This is a genomic window from Idiomarina sp. PL1-037 (assembly GCF_034422975.1).
Taxonomy (GTDB): Bacteria; Pseudomonadota; Gammaproteobacteria; order Enterobacterales; family Alteromonadaceae; genus Idiomarina.
The window spans coordinates 1368344-1382928 of the sequence record NZ_CP139873.1; the positions used below are offsets into that span (position 1 = coordinate 1368344).

Annotated in this window: 14 protein-coding genes; 4 read left to right on the top strand and 10 right to left on the bottom strand. The window is 46.7% G+C overall.

Annotated features, from left to right (window positions below):
• Positions 1–10: 10 nt before the first annotated feature.
• The 10 genes from U0358_RS06360 to asnC all read right to left on the bottom strand — a co-directional run bounded on the left by U0358_RS06360 (position 11) and on the right by asnC (position 10998).
• Entirely contained in the window at positions 11–1165 is a 1155-nt protein-coding gene (locus U0358_RS06360; RefSeq protein ID WP_317496792.1) for an efflux RND transporter periplasmic adaptor subunit, read from the bottom strand.
• 69 nt (positions 1166–1234) lie between these two features.
• Positions 1235–2251 carry a zinc-binding alcohol dehydrogenase family protein gene (locus U0358_RS06365; RefSeq protein ID WP_322407411.1) on the bottom strand — a complete coding sequence of 339 codons (1017 nt, stop codon included), beginning with the start codon at positions 2249–2251 and terminating at the stop codon, positions 1235–1237.
• Between the two features lie 71 nt (positions 2252–2322).
• Positions 2323–3333 (bottom strand): ArsA family ATPase, encoded by a 1011-nt coding sequence (locus U0358_RS06370; protein ID WP_322407412.1) that lies wholly within the window; start codon positions 3331–3333, stop codon positions 2323–2325.
• A 35-nt stretch (positions 3334–3368) separates the two neighbouring features.
• Positions 3369–3641 carry a cory-CC-star protein gene (locus tag U0358_RS06375; protein ID WP_011233950.1) on the bottom strand — a complete coding sequence of 91 codons (273 nt, stop codon included), beginning with the start codon at positions 3639–3641 and terminating at the stop codon, positions 3369–3371.
• Positions 3642–3656: 15 nt separating this feature from the next.
• Entirely contained in the window at positions 3657–5339 is a 1683-nt protein-coding gene (locus U0358_RS06380; RefSeq protein WP_317496795.1) for a carbon starvation CstA family protein, read from the bottom strand.
• A 122-nt stretch (positions 5340–5461) separates the two neighbouring features.
• Positions 5462–5635 (bottom strand): DUF1328 domain-containing protein, encoded by a 174-nt coding sequence (locus U0358_RS06385; RefSeq protein WP_016341288.1) that lies wholly within the window; start codon positions 5633–5635, stop codon positions 5462–5464.
• A 137-nt stretch (positions 5636–5772) separates the two neighbouring features.
• A complete protein-coding gene (locus tag U0358_RS06390) occupies positions 5773–8391 on the bottom strand; it encodes a M14 metallopeptidase family protein (RefSeq protein ID WP_317496796.1) in 2619 nt (872 codons plus the stop codon).
• A 94-nt stretch (positions 8392–8485) separates the two neighbouring features.
• Positions 8486–9490 (bottom strand): tRNA 2-selenouridine(34) synthase MnmH, encoded by a 1005-nt coding sequence (mnmH, locus tag U0358_RS06395; RefSeq protein WP_322407413.1) that lies wholly within the window; start codon positions 9488–9490, stop codon positions 8486–8488.
• Positions 9491–10531 (bottom strand): selenide, water dikinase SelD, encoded by a 1041-nt coding sequence (gene selD, locus U0358_RS06400; RefSeq protein ID WP_322407414.1) that lies wholly within the window; start codon positions 10529–10531, stop codon positions 9491–9493.
• The gene (gene asnC, locus U0358_RS06405; RefSeq protein WP_317496799.1) at positions 10528–10998 is read right to left on the bottom strand and encodes a transcriptional regulator AsnC; all 471 of its coding nucleotides are present in this window, start codon (positions 10996–10998) and stop codon (positions 10528–10530) included. Before asnC ends, selD begins: the two co-directional genes overlap by 4 nt.
• Before the next feature lie 150 nt (positions 10999–11148).
• Between asnC and asnA the strand changes: the two genes are divergently transcribed.
• Genes asnA through U0358_RS06425 form a run of 4 tightly spaced genes read left to right on the top strand, consistent with a single transcriptional unit; the run spans position 11149 to position 14524 of the window.
• The gene (gene asnA, locus U0358_RS06410) at positions 11149–12129 is read left to right on the top strand and encodes an aspartate--ammonia ligase (RefSeq protein WP_322407416.1); all 981 of its coding nucleotides are present in this window, start codon (positions 11149–11151) and stop codon (positions 12127–12129) included.
• Positions 12130–12185: 56 nt separating this feature from the next.
• Positions 12186–12776, top strand: a complete 591-nt coding sequence (locus tag U0358_RS06415) for a TetR/AcrR family transcriptional regulator (protein WP_322407417.1) — start codon at positions 12186–12188, stop codon at positions 12774–12776.
• A gap of 20 nt (positions 12777–12796) precedes the next feature.
• Positions 12797–13534, top strand: a complete 738-nt coding sequence (locus tag U0358_RS06420) for an SDR family oxidoreductase (protein WP_317496802.1) — start codon at positions 12797–12799, stop codon at positions 13532–13534.
• Between the two features lie 6 nt (positions 13535–13540).
• Complete coding sequence (locus tag U0358_RS06425) at positions 13541–14524, top strand: LLM class flavin-dependent oxidoreductase (RefSeq protein WP_322407419.1); 984 nt, start codon at positions 13541–13543, stop codon at positions 14522–14524.
• Positions 14525–14585 lie beyond the last annotated feature (61 nt).

The window sequence follows — 14585 nt, forward strand, 5'->3', positions numbered from 1 at the left end:
CTGACTTCCCTTACTGCTGCTGTTCAGAGTTAGATGAATCGATAGTCACCGATGCGCCCGGACGAATTTTTTGCAGACCTGAAGTGACAACGGTATCGCCTTCTTTAAGGCCTTCAGATACTAACCAACTGCTGCCTACAGCGCGTTCTGTCGTTATCATCCGTTGTTCAATTTTTTTGTCATCATTTACCAGCATGACATAAGGTCGTCCTCTGGGGTCTCGAGTTACAGCTTTTTGCGGTACTTTAATGGCTGAGTTGATAGTGCCTTCACTCACTTCAGCACGCACAAACATGCCTGGGTACAGTGTGTTATCCGGGTTAGGGAATTCAGCACGCAATAGAATTGCTCCTGTATCTTCATCGACACTGACTTCAGAGAAAAGCAGTTCACCTTTTTGATCGTAATCCAGACCATTTAATTTAAGACGAACGGGTGCATTACCTTTCTCGTTCGCCTGAATACGGCCGGATTTTATATCAGCTTGTAACTTCATAAACTGCTTACTGGATTGGTTGATATCAACATAAATTGGATCCAGTTGATTAATCGTAACCAAAGGTTCAGGCTGAGATGCTGTTAATAATGCACCTTCAGTGAAGTTAGAACGGCCAATGACACCGTTAATGGGTGCGTTGACTTTCGTGTACTCAAGGTTAATGCTGGCATTTTTTAATTTGGCTTCAGCCACTGAAACAGCCGCTTTGTTTTGATAGAAGGTAGCTTCTGCACTATCAAACTCGTCCTGGCTTACTGCGTTCTCTTCAAGCAGTTCCTGAAAACGTTTATAACGAAGCTCTGAGCTGCGTAAAACAGCTTTTGCGCTTTCAACTTCAGCTTCAGCACTGGCTAATTCCGCTTCATAAACGGCCGGATCAATTTGATAAAGTTGCTGTCCTTTTTCTACAAAGGCGCCTTCTTCAAAAGTTCGTTCCAGCAATACCCCGCTAACTTGCGGGCGAACTTGAGCAACCCGATAGGCTGCTGTACGTCCAGGCAAATCGGTACTAAGACTGATTGACTCAGGCGTTACGGTAATTACGTCAACCTGAGCTGCTTGTTGCTGGCCTTGTTGCTGCTGTTGTTGGTCGCTGCATGCGCTGAGTGCTCCCGTTAATAGAAGACTCGCGGCAAAAATGGGGGCAAACCTAAAACGCGTGTTCATTAAATTACCTCTGACCTATTAATTTATATCAATCCGGAATTATACATACATTCATGTATGTTTGTAAAACTATTCGGCAACAGTTAGCGCTATTTTTCCGATAGTTTTCTGACTTTCTATAGCCTGATGCGCCTTCCGGAGATTATCCGCGTTCATTTCGCCAAAATTTTTACCAAGAGTCGAACGGATTTGGCTTTTTTCGACCATTCTCGCAATATGGTTCAGTAATTCCTGCTGCTTTATCATGTCTGCCGTAGTAAACATAGAACGGGTAAACATAAACTCCCAGTGCAAGGTGATGCTTTTTTGCTTCATCAGGGTAATATCGAGACTTTCGGATGGGTCATCTATGAGGCAAAAGCGACCCTGAGGCGCCATCAATTTCGTACATTGCTCGAAGTATTGTTCGCTGTGAGTCAAACAGGCCACATCGGTTACCGGGGAGGCGCCAACAGACTCTATTTGCTCGGCTAAGTCGTCGTAATGATTAATAACGTGGTCAGCCCCAAGAGCTTTTACCCATTGTTGAGATTCTGCGCGGGAGGCGGTAGCGATAATGGTAACATCGGTTAGCTGAGCGGCAAGCTGAATTAAGATAGAGCCAACACCACCGGCTCCGCCAATGACTAACAGAGTTCTCTTGTTATGCGGTGACGGTTTATCAAGCTGTAAGCGATCGAACAGAATTTCCCAGGCAGTAATACTGGTCAAGGGGAGGGCGGCGGCCTGAGTGTCATCGAGATTCGCCGGGGCATTGCCTACAATGCGATAATCAACGGTTTGCAATTGCGCGTTACAACCTGGTCGGGTCAAATCACCCGCGTACCAAACACGATCTCCTGTTTGAAAGCCGGTTACTTTATCTCCGGTAGAGACAACTTCGCCGACAGCATCCCAGCCAATAATTTTGTGGCCAGACTCAGGCGCCATGCGCATTCTGATTTTGGTATCAACCGGGTTAACGGCTACGGCTTTAACTTTAACCAGTAGATCCTTTTCTCCGGGAGTCGGATCATCGACGGTAATATCCAGCAGTGAATTTGGGTCTTCGGCCGGAAGTGATTCTTTGTATCCTACAGCGCGCATAGTCTTCTCCTTAATTCATAACAATCACACTGTATACGTCTTATTAGAGAAAGCGATGACAAAGATGGCAATTAGGATGAAAATCCTGCTTGCTCCAGACTATTTGCAAAGGCCTCTAATGCGTCGAGACCCTGTACATCTTCTTCTAATAGATAAAGGGAGTAATTTCGCCATGCTTTAAAACGTTTGTGAATGTCTTCTATGTAAGTTTTTTCCTGAAGCCTGCGTTTGGCCAAAAAGCTGCCGTCAGCCTGTTCAGGCAAAATCCGATTAATGACAACACCACCAACGGGTAACTTTTCTGCTGTTAATGACTGTAATGCACGATCGGTTTCCTGGATAGGCAGCCGCTCGGGTGTCAGCACAAACAATATGGATGTGTAACTGCTGTCCTGCAATAAGCGCCGGGTGCGTTGAAAAAGCCGTTGTCGAGTTAATAACTGTTCTGTAATTGCTCTGGTACGGTCGGTCATACCGTCGCTGGCATTGTCTTTGGGGTCAGCCATTGGGTTATTAATGTCTTTACCGGCTTTGGGCGATAAGTGCTCAAGAACTGAGTCGAAGTCTTCGGAACGCTTTTGCGAACGCAACATACCCTGAGTCCAGGCAGCCATTGCCTCGGGTAACGTCAATAAACGCAGGGTATGCCCGGTTGGGGCTGTATCAAAAATGAGTAAGTCATAGTCCTTTTCCGCTTCATCAATAACGTTGCAAATGCGTTCCAGCAAAGCAGCTTCCTGAGCCCCCGGCGACTGCTGGGTTAAGCGCATTTGACGTTCAATTTCAGGAAAAAGGTCGGGGTTAGTAAAGCGTTTCATTTGAGAACTGACCCTATCGATATGAGCTTCAACTTCATGGTCAGGGTCAATTTCTAATGCGGTTAAATTTTCGCGCATGACAGTTTTTTTATCACCGATTTTTTTGTCGAAAACATCGGCTAGGCTATGTGCCGGATCGGTTGAAACCAACAGGACTTTTTTGCCTTGACGGGCAGCAAGAACCGCCAGAGCAGAAGACACGGTTGTTTTACCAACTCCGCCTTTACCACCAATTAATAAAACTTTTTTATCGCTTAACAACATGAGAAAAGAACCCTGTTTTTGGTCGGGTTATAAAATTAGCAACAACGGAAATGATCAAGAGGTGAGTGTTCCATTCCCATACGTTGATGCCATTCGTGGAAACGTTCCAGCATTAATGGCTGTAACTCTAAAGTATAATAGGCGGCCGGGTTCGGCACGCCCATCATTTCAGAAAAAACCAGTAGCATGAATAAATCGTCTTCGTCGCGCTTTGCCCGGGCAATAGCTGAGCGATAGGGCGCATTATAGAACTCATTGGCCAAATCACTTGCCCGGCTGAACCAACGGCGGACTGACTGTATATTCATGCTACTTACTCCTGTTTAATAGTGTTTCTTCTGAGCTTTTTGTTCCTTACGGATTTTAGATAAGCCTGCACTAGCTTCAAGACCAATCCAGATAGCTGCAACCAGTACGACTAAATCCAGACCCATTAAGAACCAGTCACCGCTGTTGTAAAAGTCCTTGAGCTGAACAATAAGCGCGAAGACTGTCATTATCAGCAGGAAAACTAATGGTATTAACGTGTAATACATAGGTCTGCCAAGGCGAACCAGCATGACAGTAATAACCAGTAAGGTTAAACCGGCTAATAACTGATTTGTGGTACCAAACAGAGGCCAGATAACTAAGCCGCCGGAACCGTCGGCACCACCAGCGCCAAAGGCCAACAATAAACAGCTACCAACCGCAAGCAGGGTAGCTGGAAGGGCTTTTTGCATCCAGTTGATGTTATAGATGTTTCCCCATTCCTGGAAAATATAACGCTGGAGGCGAAGACCTGTATCCATGGTGGTACCGGCGAAAAGCACTGCCATAACCGTCAGTAGTGTTTCCGATACACCAATGTCCAGGCCGAGGCCCCGACTAATAATGTTAGCGCCACCTTCAACAAAGGCTGATACGCCACCTTGTCCGAAAGAAGAGTAGACCGCTTCCCAGTCAGCTAATGTTGCAAAGCCGGCTGTTGCAGCGATGATGGTCGCCAATGACAATGAACCTTCGCCAACTGCGCCAAAGTATCCGACAAAGCGGGCATCGGTTTCTTTATTAAGTTGCTTCGAGGTTGTGCCCGATGCAACCAGGCCGTGGAAGCCCGAAATTGCCCCGCAGGCTATGGTGACGAACAGCAGCGGCAACATTGATGGGGTGCCTTCCGGAGTGTTGCTATTGAAGGCCGGAGCTGAAATTTCCGGAGCCAGTAGTAACGTGGCGCCGTAAAGCAAAATAAGACCAATGAAAAGCTGCAGACCGTTGATGTAGTCTCGTGGCTGAAGCAACATCCAAACAGGCAGTAACGAAGCAATGGCTGCGTAGCCAAACAGGATAAGAACCCATTGCGCGTTGTCGCTAATACCCATGACCGTTTCCGGCAATTCTATAGGGAAGGACGGACCTGCCCAGATAAGTGCGTACAGCGCCAGTACACCGATAATGGATATAGCACCCAAGCCCATCCATTTACGGAAAATAATTTGTCCGATAATAAGCGCGACAAATATGGCCCCCCAAACCGGAACTACTGAGCTGGAGAATTTAATCAGCAGCCCCGAAATAGCGGTAGCGAATACTGCATTGACCATTAATAACACCAGGAAAATAACGATCATAAACAGCGTTTGAGAGCGCTTTCCAACAACATCGCCGGTCAGGTTACCAATAGATTTGGCTTTATTACGGTTACTTGCCCAGATAGCGCCGGCATCGTGTACACCAGCAAAAAATATGGTACCGAAAATAACCCATAAGAAAGCAGGTACCCAACCCCAGATAACCGCAATGGCAGGACCAATAATAGGTGCTGCACCGGCTACAGAAGTAAAGTGGTGGCCCCACAGAACGTATTTATTGGTAGGGACGAAGTCGACGCCGTCCTCTAATTCGTGAGCGGGTGTTCTGAAATCAGGATCGAGCTTAAAAATTTTCTCAGCAATGAATTTAGAGTAAAAAACGTAACCGAGAAACATTGCGCCTAAACCCAGAACCATCATTACGATTGCGTTCATGGCAAGAGCCTCATTGTTGTAGTGTTAGACAGGAAACGAAAAATGCCAACTGTTATTGTAGCGTAAACTCAATAACGGTTGGCATGCGACCAATGTCTAATATCTAATAAAGGCTAAAACATTTAAAGCCTTTTATTACCCTGAAGCAGGCGAACAACTAAAGAAATTGCAAAGAGAATAATAAAGATATAGAAGATAATTTTAGCGATTCCGGCTGCTGTTCCCGCAATTCCACCAAAGCCTAAAATAGCAGCAACTACAGCCACAGCTAGAAAGATAAGAACCCAACGCAACATATTCACCTCACTGATTAATTTAGAAGATTCAATTAGTAAGGTAGACCATGATTAGAAAAATAACCAATATAGGTAAGTGTAAAAAAACCGCTAAGACGGAAAGTCCCAGCGGTTTTTACTTTATAGAAGCTGATTAATTAATGAGCTTCAGCGGTGGCATCAGCTGCCGCTTTATCGTCCAGTTTTTTTGCATAAACCTGAATACGGGGAGCTAAATAAATGGCATTACTGAGTAATTTAGCGGTTCCCCAAAAATAGGCGCGGAAATTAACGTTGTCAGCAAAACCAATTACTTGACCGCTGCCTAAGCGATGAGCGGCAATATTGGTTTTACCTTTTAGTATTTCGCGATTGCGCTCATCCGTGTAGCCACTCATTAGAGGCTGCTCCGAATAGCGGGCAACTGAAACAAAAGGCGACTCCGGTTCTTCCATAGCGGCTGCCGTATTCTTGAACACCGGCATTTGGTCACGCGGGAAGCCAAAGAATAACGGATGAGAAGTATCGACATCCATTGAGAATATCGCTCCGGCAATACGCTGCTCGGCGTAAAAATCGTTACGTTCTTCGTAACTTAACTGTTTTTTAGCAAAAGCGTTCTGGAATACGGCGTCATCAACAAAGCGAGTTTGTAGAAGACCATTCTCTGCTAACCACTCAGCACCACCGCGCTGACCGATTATTGTGCCACCCTGGCTTACCCAGTTTTGAATTTTCTTACGCAGTTGTTTATCTAAATTGCTGTAATGTCCGTCCACCATAATAATATGGCTATAACGAGTTAAGTCAGCGCTGGATAAACGTTCAGTATCAACCATCGACAATGGAATACCAACGTGGCGGTCAAGGTAGTACCAGGCTTCACCAGCTTCGTATAGGTTAACACCCGCTCCGGTCAGCATCATTACGCTGGGCTCGTCTACCGGCTGAATGTTGCGACTACCCAGGTCGACACCTTCTGGTGTTAATCCGGTCTCGATAGAGGTTACCTGAATACCTTTCTCTTTTGCTGCGGTGGCCAGCCGACGTTGTACATCGCGCCATTCCAATTGCTGATAGGCCTTAGGTACAACAATAGAGCCTGCTGAAAATTCCTGGCGGCCTTGTTCACCTTTTACAGTAAAGGGCTTGGTGGTCTGACGAACGTGAATGTTCTGCTCCAGCAACTCCTGTAATAAGCCCGGAGCGTGGTAGTCGTTCCAGTTAAATGCGTAGGCGTAAGCATCAGTGAGAGCTGATGTTTTACGTTTTGGCGCATCCCAGGCGTTATCCGCTATTTGAATACGACCACGGTGAGTCTCAAATGGTACGTTAAAAGCTAACGGTAAAGTCCAGCCCGAAACATCGTAGAAGGTATTGTTCGGGAAGTTCTTGCGCGTACTGAATATTCCCTGAATCAAACCGTATTGAGCCTGAGCCAGAGGGATATAATAACTGCTTCCGGCTTTAAACTGAGTGCCATTTTGCTCAATATCTTTTTCTACGCGGTAAGCTTTAATACCGTGCTGCTTAAAGATTTTCAGTAAGCCTTCCACACGCGACGGATCGCTTGAGTCTCCAATTAAATAACCTTCGAATTTCGTCTTTTGCGCAGCTTCCATACTTTCATCGTACGCACGCTCCTGAAACTCAATAAAACGACTTTTATTTTTGTGAGTGCCGTAAATGGTACTGAGAGAGGCGACAAACTGGTTACGAATAGTGAACGGGAAGCTGACCTCACCATTAACCGAGTCCTGCAGGTGTCCGCGGCTGGATGCTTGTTCAAATAGAATGCCGACAGCTCCCTGAATGTCAGGGTAGGTAGAGCCTTTGCCATAGTAAAAATCATCAAATGATTCTTCGGTGTAATACAGGCTGCCAATATCATCCAGCGAGTCAGCGTGTTCTGCCGCCAAAATTTCTGTTAAGCGCACGTTTTCATCCGGCGTTAATGGGTTTTTACGAGACGGAATACCCGGCTGGAAGAAATACGTGCTGTTGGTTCCCATTTCGTGATAATCGGTCAGTACGTTTGGCTTCCACTTTTGAAAGTTTGCAACGCGCGCGCGCGATTCAGGGTGCTGTAGCAACAACCAGTCACGGTTCATATCGAACCAGTAGTGGTTAACCCGGCCACGAATAAAGGGTTGTACATGTTCCCGGTGTTGAGGGTCGGCAACCAGGTTCTGGCTGCGGTGCTGGTTTGCCCATTGTGCAAAGCGGGCAAGACCGTCCGGGTTAAACGCCGGATCAAGCAGAATAACGGAATCATTCAAAAGCTCATCTACGGCTTCGCCTTCAGCGGCTGCAAGGTAATAAGCAAACAATATTGCTGCATTACTGCCGCTCGATTCGTCCCCGTGAATACTATAACCCATGTACATGACCACTGGGGTATTGTCCGGATCAGCATCACGGTTTGGATCAGCGGCGGCCAAATGACGCTCACGAACGTCATCAATATTGCGGTGGTTGTCTTCTGAAGTGACGGTCAGAAGTAACAAAGGACGCTGCTCATGTGTGCGACCGGTGACTTCCAGCGTAATACGATCTGACTCTTCGGCCAGAACTTCCATATATTTTACAATTTGCTCGGGGCGGGCATGCCATTCACCAACCTGATAACCCAGCACATCTTTAGGCTTGGTAATTTCCGGATTGTAACTGACATCCTGTGGCAGGTAGTAAGAAAGGTCTTTTGTTACCGCCATAGAAGGCAGGGCAACGATGACCAATGCGGCCGCGGTGACACGGCTTAACATTCGCTTCAACATAGATAGATCCCCTTGGTGTAATTATGCCAATACCATAACAAAAGCTTAACGCATTGACTCTTGTTTTCGGCGGGTCGCAGATTTTTAGCGATGCTTATCGCTTTTTCATTTGGTAGTCGTACATGGGGTCGTAGTAGTCAACCAGTAAGCCTTCTATCCACTGTTTATGCAGTTCTGCGCTGTCATGGCTTAACGCCCGTTGCAATATACCGAACAGTTGGCGAAAGCGAAGGTCGCCCAGTCGTTTGCGAGTTCGGGTTAGACTGTCGAGTAGATAATTTTCAAACTGCTCACGTGACGGGTAAAGAGCCTCGGCGGCTACAACATATTCCTGGTAAATGACTTCCACACGTTGCTCTATACTTGCCTCAATAGGGTACCGCTCAGCATTTTGAGTGGCGTGGCGTAGGCACTCAGGAACGGAAACCGAGCCAATATGACTGCCTTCGTCCTCAATAAAGAGGGTGGTCGCGCCATGAGCCTTAAGCTTTATCAGTTCAACGGCTAATTGATTTTCAAAGTCAATTTGGGTGGGTTGAGGCTCCGGATAACGTCCAAATGCGGAACCCCTGTGATGCGCCAATCCTTCTAAGTCAATTGAATTCGGTTGATTCTTAATAAACTCGGTTTTCTGACAGCCGGTACGGCCGCTTACGACAATCCAGTTAAAGTCGGCGGCAAGCTCTTGCGTGCGCTGAATCAGGTGTTGTCTGAGTGCTTTATAACCGCCCTCAATACGCGGTCGGGCAACGCCTTCATCGTTTAACCACTGTTGTACTATTTGTGATCGCAAACCGCCCCGAAAACAGTAAATCAGGCCATCTGGATGTGTACTGAAAAAACGTTTCCAGCCACTAACTCTTTGTTGTTTGGTTTTCCCGCTGACCAGCTCGTGTCCCAGCGCAATGGCGGCATCCTGGCCGTGCTGTTTATAACAAGCACCCACTTTTGCGCGCTCGTTATCTGTCATTAGAGGTTGATTCACCGCGGTATTAAAAGCGCCTTTTTTAAATTCCGCCGGAGCTCTTAAATCCAGCAAAGGTGTACCGTTAATAAAGAGTTCGTCAAATTGTGAGTGGGTTATCCATTGACCAGACATTTATTCAACAACCACTCGGTAGGTTTGCATCTCAGCACGATAAAGCTCACCAATAATCTGTATTGACTGATTATGCTCGCGACAGGTTTGGTAAACGGCTTCAACGTTTTCTTTTGCCACGCTGATAAGTAAGCCGCCGGAAGTTTGTGGGTCACATAAAAGGTTACGCTGTTGCTCCGGTACCGGGCTAATATGCTGACCGTAGCTCTCGAAGTTGCGCAGGCTGCCTCCGGGAACACAGCCTTGATTGAGGTAGTCATGTACGTGGGGCAAGGTCGGGATCTTATCCAACTGTATTGTTGCATAAAGGTCGGCACCTTCAGCCATTTCAATTAAATGTCCGGCTAAACCGAATCCGGTCACGTCTGTCATGGCGTTAATGCCTTTAATATCAGCAAAGACGTTGCCAATTCGGTTCAGCTGGCACATGGTCTCTATCGCAATTCCGCTATGCTCGGGTAAAAGTTTTTTCTGTTTTTGTGCCGTAGTTAAAATACCAACCCCTAAGGGTTTGGTCAGCATTAAGACATCGCCTTCCTGGGCCTTATCGTTTTGTTTGAGTTTTTGTTTTTCTACCTGACCGGTAACTGCTAGCCCAAAAATTGGCTCTGGCGCATCAATACTGTGTCCGCCTGCAAGCATAATGCCCGCGTCAGCACAAGCTTGTCGACCACCATCAATAACTTGCTGCGCCACCTCCGCGGGTAGTTTGTTAATTGGCCAGCCGAAAATAGCGATAGCCATTAAAGGCTGACCGCCCATAGCGTAAATATCGCTAATAGCGTTTGTTGCAGCTATGCGGCCAAAGTCGAAAGGGTCATCGCAAATTGGCATAAAGAAGTCGGTGGTACTTAATACAACCATACCATTGCCTAAATCATAGGCTGCAGCGTCGTCACGGGTGCTGTTCCCCACCAGAAGTTTAGGATCGGGTGCTATATCCAGTTTGCTTTGCAAAATGCTTGATAAAACCTGCGGCGATATTTTGCAGCCACAACCGGCACCGTGACTGTATTCTGTTAGTCTAATTTCCTGACTCATGGCTGTATGTCTCTGTTAATCGGCTGTTGCAATGAAATGAGCGTTTCCGTCGACTGTATTTCATCAATAGCCTGAATTCGATTGATTAGCGTGTGTTGTAGCTCGTTTATTGACGGCGTCATAATTTTAATAAAAACATTGTACTGTCCGGTGGTGTAGTAAGCCTCAATAACTTCCTCGAGCTTTTCCAGCTTTTCAATTGCGGCCGGGTAGTCGCCCGCGCTTTTCAAGGTAATGCCAATGAAGCAACAGACATCGTAGCCTAAGCGTTTGGCATTAACCTGTAAACGCGTGCCCTCAATAATTCCGGCGCGCTTCATTTTTTCAACCCGCACGTGAATAGTGGCCGGACTCACTTTATAGCGTTTAGCCAGCTCAGCATAAGGAATACGAGCCTCGTCCATCAAGGTTCTGAGTATGGAACGGTCCAGATCATCGATTTGATAATTTTCAGGTGATTTTTTCATGTTTTATTAAAGCTTCGTTAATTAACTTAGGTATAAATTAACGGAAAATAATAAGTAAAGCTATTTTTGTTAAACGTTATTGAATAAATAAATCTAAAAGGTATTAATTGAATCGTGTTTTTATTCTTTTATTAATGATTCGGAGTATTTATGAAATCACAATACATGTTACAGCAACAGAAAATTCAGTTCGTAAAAGCCTGCTTCACTCAGCAGTTGCAGATTCAGCTTGGACTTATTGAAGTGCAGTCGCCACTACTAAGTGAATTGGGCAGTGGTGTTCAGGATGATTTGTCGGGCTGGGAAAAGGCAGTTGCAGTTAAAGTAAAAGCCGTTCCCGACAAAGATTATGAAGTAGTTCATTCGTTGGCTAAGTGGAAGCGCTTTACCCTTGGCCGTTACGGCTTTGGTGCCGGCGAGGGCATCGTTACCCAGATGAAAGCTCTGCGGCCCGACGAAGAAGCTTTGAGTTCCGTACATTCTGTTTACGTAGACCAGTGGGACTGGGAAAAAGTCATTACTGAAGAGCAGCGGTCACTGGAGTTTCTGATTCAGACAGTTGAACGTATTTATGATGCACTGCGTCAAACCGAGCAACAATATATAGAACAACACGGTGGCAGGAGCACTTTGCCGGGTGCAATCCATGTTGTGCATACCGAGGACTTGATCACTGCTTACCCAAGCCTTACCACAAAACAGCGGGAGCGCGAGGTGGTTAAACAGTATGGGGCGGTATTTCTGGTGGGTATAGGTGGTGAGTTGAGTCATGGTTATGCGCATGACGTCAGAGCGCCGGACTACGATGACTGGAGTTCGGTTAACGAGCAGGGCAGTACTGGTTTAAACGGCGATATTCTTGTCTGGCATCCGGCATTAGATGACGCGCTGGAGCTTTCGTCTATGGGAATACGTGTTGACCAGCAGGCATTAAAGCGTCAGTTGGCTATTAGTCAACAGGAAGAAAAGCTCCAGCTACCCTGGCACCAGTCCTTGTTAGCGGGTGAGTTGCCTTTAACTATTGGAGGGGGAATAGGGCAGTCACGGGTGGTGATGCAAATTTTACAAAGTGACCACATTGCTAAAGTTCAGTGCGGTGTCTGGCCGGAACCCATTGCCGAAGCTCTGTAATTACAATTGATAAGCTTATCTTGAAGTTTCTAGACGACTGGTCTAATATAGGTCGCATGACTAAGAATGACACGCGACAAAATATCATAACAATCGGTGCTGACCTGATATCCATACACGGGTTCGTCAGCACCGGGTTGAATAAAATTCTGAGCGAGGCGCAGGTGCCCAAGGGCTCTTTTTATCATTACTTCAAAAGTAAGAATGATTTTGGCCTAGCTGTTATCGAAACCTACGCCGAGGATTATGAAGCACGCATGGACGAAACTCTGGCCAACGAAAAACTGGAACCAGTTGATCGTTTGCGCAGCTATTTGCGTCGCTCGGTAGAGGACTTAAAGTCGTGTGATTTTTCCAAAGGCTGCTTAATAGGCAACCTAGGTCAGGAAATGGCCTCGCAGAGTGATTTATTTCGCGAACGGTTAAATGACATTTTTTCTGACTGGGAGCAGCGTATTGCGCGGTGTTTAAAAACTGCGCAGGACGCACAGCAAATTCAGCAATGCATTGACACCGAACAGATGGGAGCCTTCATTCTTTCTGGTTGGCAGGGAGCATTACTGCGAGCCAAAGTTCAGCGTTCTATGCTGCCGCTACTGCGTTTTGAAGACATGATATTAAAGCAGTTAGGGGCAGTCGACCAATAGCACTAACCGGAGGTAAAGCTATGTCAGAAGTACAAGATAAAGTTGTCATTATTACGGGTGCAAGCAGCGGCTTAGGCGAAGAAACCGCTCGTATGCTTGCGGCAAAAGGCGCAAAACTGATGTTAGCGGCGCGCCGCGAAGATCGCCTAAAAGAATTGACTGAGTCAATTGAAAAAGACGGTGGCCAGGCAGCTTACCGTGTGGTTGACGTAACCGACAAAGCAGCCGTACAAAAACTGGCTGATGATACTAAAGCGGAATTTGGTCGTATTGACGTACTGATTAATAACGCTGGGCTCATGCCACTGGCCCCGCTCGATGCGCTGAAAGTGGATGAGTGGGACACCATGATCGATGTGAACATTAAAGGTGTTCTATATGGCGTAGCTGCTGTATTACCCGTTATGCGCGAACAGCATGTCGGTCATATCATCAACCTGTCATCGGTTGCAGGCCAGAAAGTCTTTGCCGGCGGAACGGTGTATTGCGCAACCAAGTTTGCGGTAAAAGCGATTTCTGAAGGCATTCGTCAGGAATCTAACGGTGAAATTCGCGCCACCAATATTTCACCCGGTGCTGTAGCAACAGAATTGACAGACCACATTAGTGACAAAGACGCAAAAGAAATGGCTGACGATTTATATTCAGACGCGATTGATTCGGCGGCTATTGCCCGCGCCATTACGTTTGCAATTGAGCAACCTCAGCAAGTTGACGTGAATGAAATGATCATTCGCCCAACCAAGCAAGAGATGTAAGTTACGATGAAATACTCAATTCTTGATTTAGCGCCTGTCACGGAAGGCGGGTCAGTGGCTGAATCATTGCATAACTCGGCTGATTTAGCCCAGCATGCAGAGCGGTGGGGTTACCACCGTTTCTGGATGGCTGAGCATCACAATATGACTGGAATTGCCTCGGCCGCAACCGCGGTTGCTTTAGGTTACGTCGCCGGTAAAACCGAAAAAATCCGGGTAGGTTCCGGCGGTGTTATGTTGCCGAACCATGCGCCTTTCGTAGTCGCTGAACAGTTTGGTACGTTAGATGCTTTGTACCCCGGGCGTGTCGATATTGGTCTGGGCAGAGCACCAGGAACAGACGGTCGAACTTTACGGGCGTTAAGACGTAAACCCGACGACGCCGAACAGTTTCCTAACGATGTTCAGGAGCTTTTAGGTTATCTGGAAGAAGCACAGGAAAGCGATGCGATTAAAGCGGTGCCCGGATTTGGACAGAAAATTCCGGTGTGGTTGCTCGGCTCAAGCACTTTTGGCGCTCAGCTTGCTGCGCATTTAGGTTTGCCTTATGCCTTTGCATCGCATTTTGCACCAGACTATTTGCAGCATGCATTAAAAGCGTATCGCGAAAACTTTCGTCCATCGCGTTACCTCAGCAAACCCTATGTTGCTGCGGCAATGAATGTTTTTGCTGCAGACAGCGAAAACGATGCGCGAAGAATGATGAGCTCAATGCAACAACAGTTTATTGCGTTGCGACGTGGTACACCCGGGCCTTTAAAAGCACCTGTGGATGACATAAGAAAGGCTGCTGCACCTCATGAACTGGCCGGGGCGAATCATGCATTAACTTATACGGCGGTTGGCACTAAGGATTCAGTTCAACGACATATTAATCAGTTTATTGATGATACCGGTATAGATGAAGTTATTCTTACCTGTCATGCCTTTGATCACCAGGCTCGTTTAAGGTCGCTCGAAATTGCTGCAGAAGCTTTAAACGGAAAGTGAAAAGCGTTCAGCTAAAAGACTGACGCTTTACCTTAAACACGTTAGAATAGCGGCATCTTTA

Bases quoted from the DNA above. Each gene is read 5' to 3' on its own strand.
- U0358_RS06390 (WP_317496796.1), bottom strand. From the start codon at position 8,391: ATGTTGAAGCGAATGTTAAGCCGTGTCACCGCGGCCGCATTGGTCATC.
- U0358_RS06370 (WP_322407412.1), bottom strand. From the start codon at position 3,333: ATGTTGTTAAGCGATAAAAAAGTTTTATTAATTGGTGGTAAAGGCGGA.
- selD (WP_322407414.1), bottom strand. From the start codon at position 10,531: ATGAGTCAGGAAATTAGACTAACAGAATACAGTCACGGTGCCGGTTGT.
- asnC (WP_317496799.1), bottom strand. From the start codon at position 10,998: ATGAAAAAATCACCTGAAAATTATCAAATCGATGATCTGGACCGTTCC.
- U0358_RS06415 (WP_322407417.1), top strand. From the start codon at position 12,186: ATGACTAAGAATGACACGCGACAAAATATCATAACAATCGGTGCTGAC.
- asnA (WP_322407416.1), top strand. From the start codon at position 11,149: ATGAAATCACAATACATGTTACAGCAACAGAAAATTCAGTTCGTAAAA.
- U0358_RS06420 (WP_317496802.1), top strand. From the start codon at position 12,797: ATGTCAGAAGTACAAGATAAAGTTGTCATTATTACGGGTGCAAGCAGC.
- U0358_RS06365 (WP_322407411.1), bottom strand. From the start codon at position 2,251: ATGCGCGCTGTAGGATACAAAGAATCACTTCCGGCCGAAGACCCAAAT.
- U0358_RS06360 (WP_317496792.1), bottom strand. From the start codon at position 1,165: ATGAACACGCGTTTTAGGTTTGCCCCCATTTTTGCCGCGAGTCTTCTA.
- U0358_RS06375 (WP_011233950.1), bottom strand. From the start codon at position 3,641: ATGAATATACAGTCAGTCCGCCGTTGGTTCAGCCGGGCAAGTGATTTG.
- U0358_RS06380 (WP_317496795.1), bottom strand. From the start codon at position 5,339: ATGAACGCAATCGTAATGATGGTTCTGGGTTTAGGCGCAATGTTTCTC.
- U0358_RS06425 (WP_322407419.1), top strand. From the start codon at position 13,541: ATGAAATACTCAATTCTTGATTTAGCGCCTGTCACGGAAGGCGGGTCA.
- mnmH (WP_322407413.1), bottom strand. From the start codon at position 9,490: ATGTCTGGTCAATGGATAACCCACTCACAATTTGACGAACTCTTTATT.
- U0358_RS06385 (WP_016341288.1), bottom strand. From the start codon at position 5,635: ATGTTGCGTTGGGTTCTTATCTTTCTAGCTGTGGCTGTAGTTGCTGCT.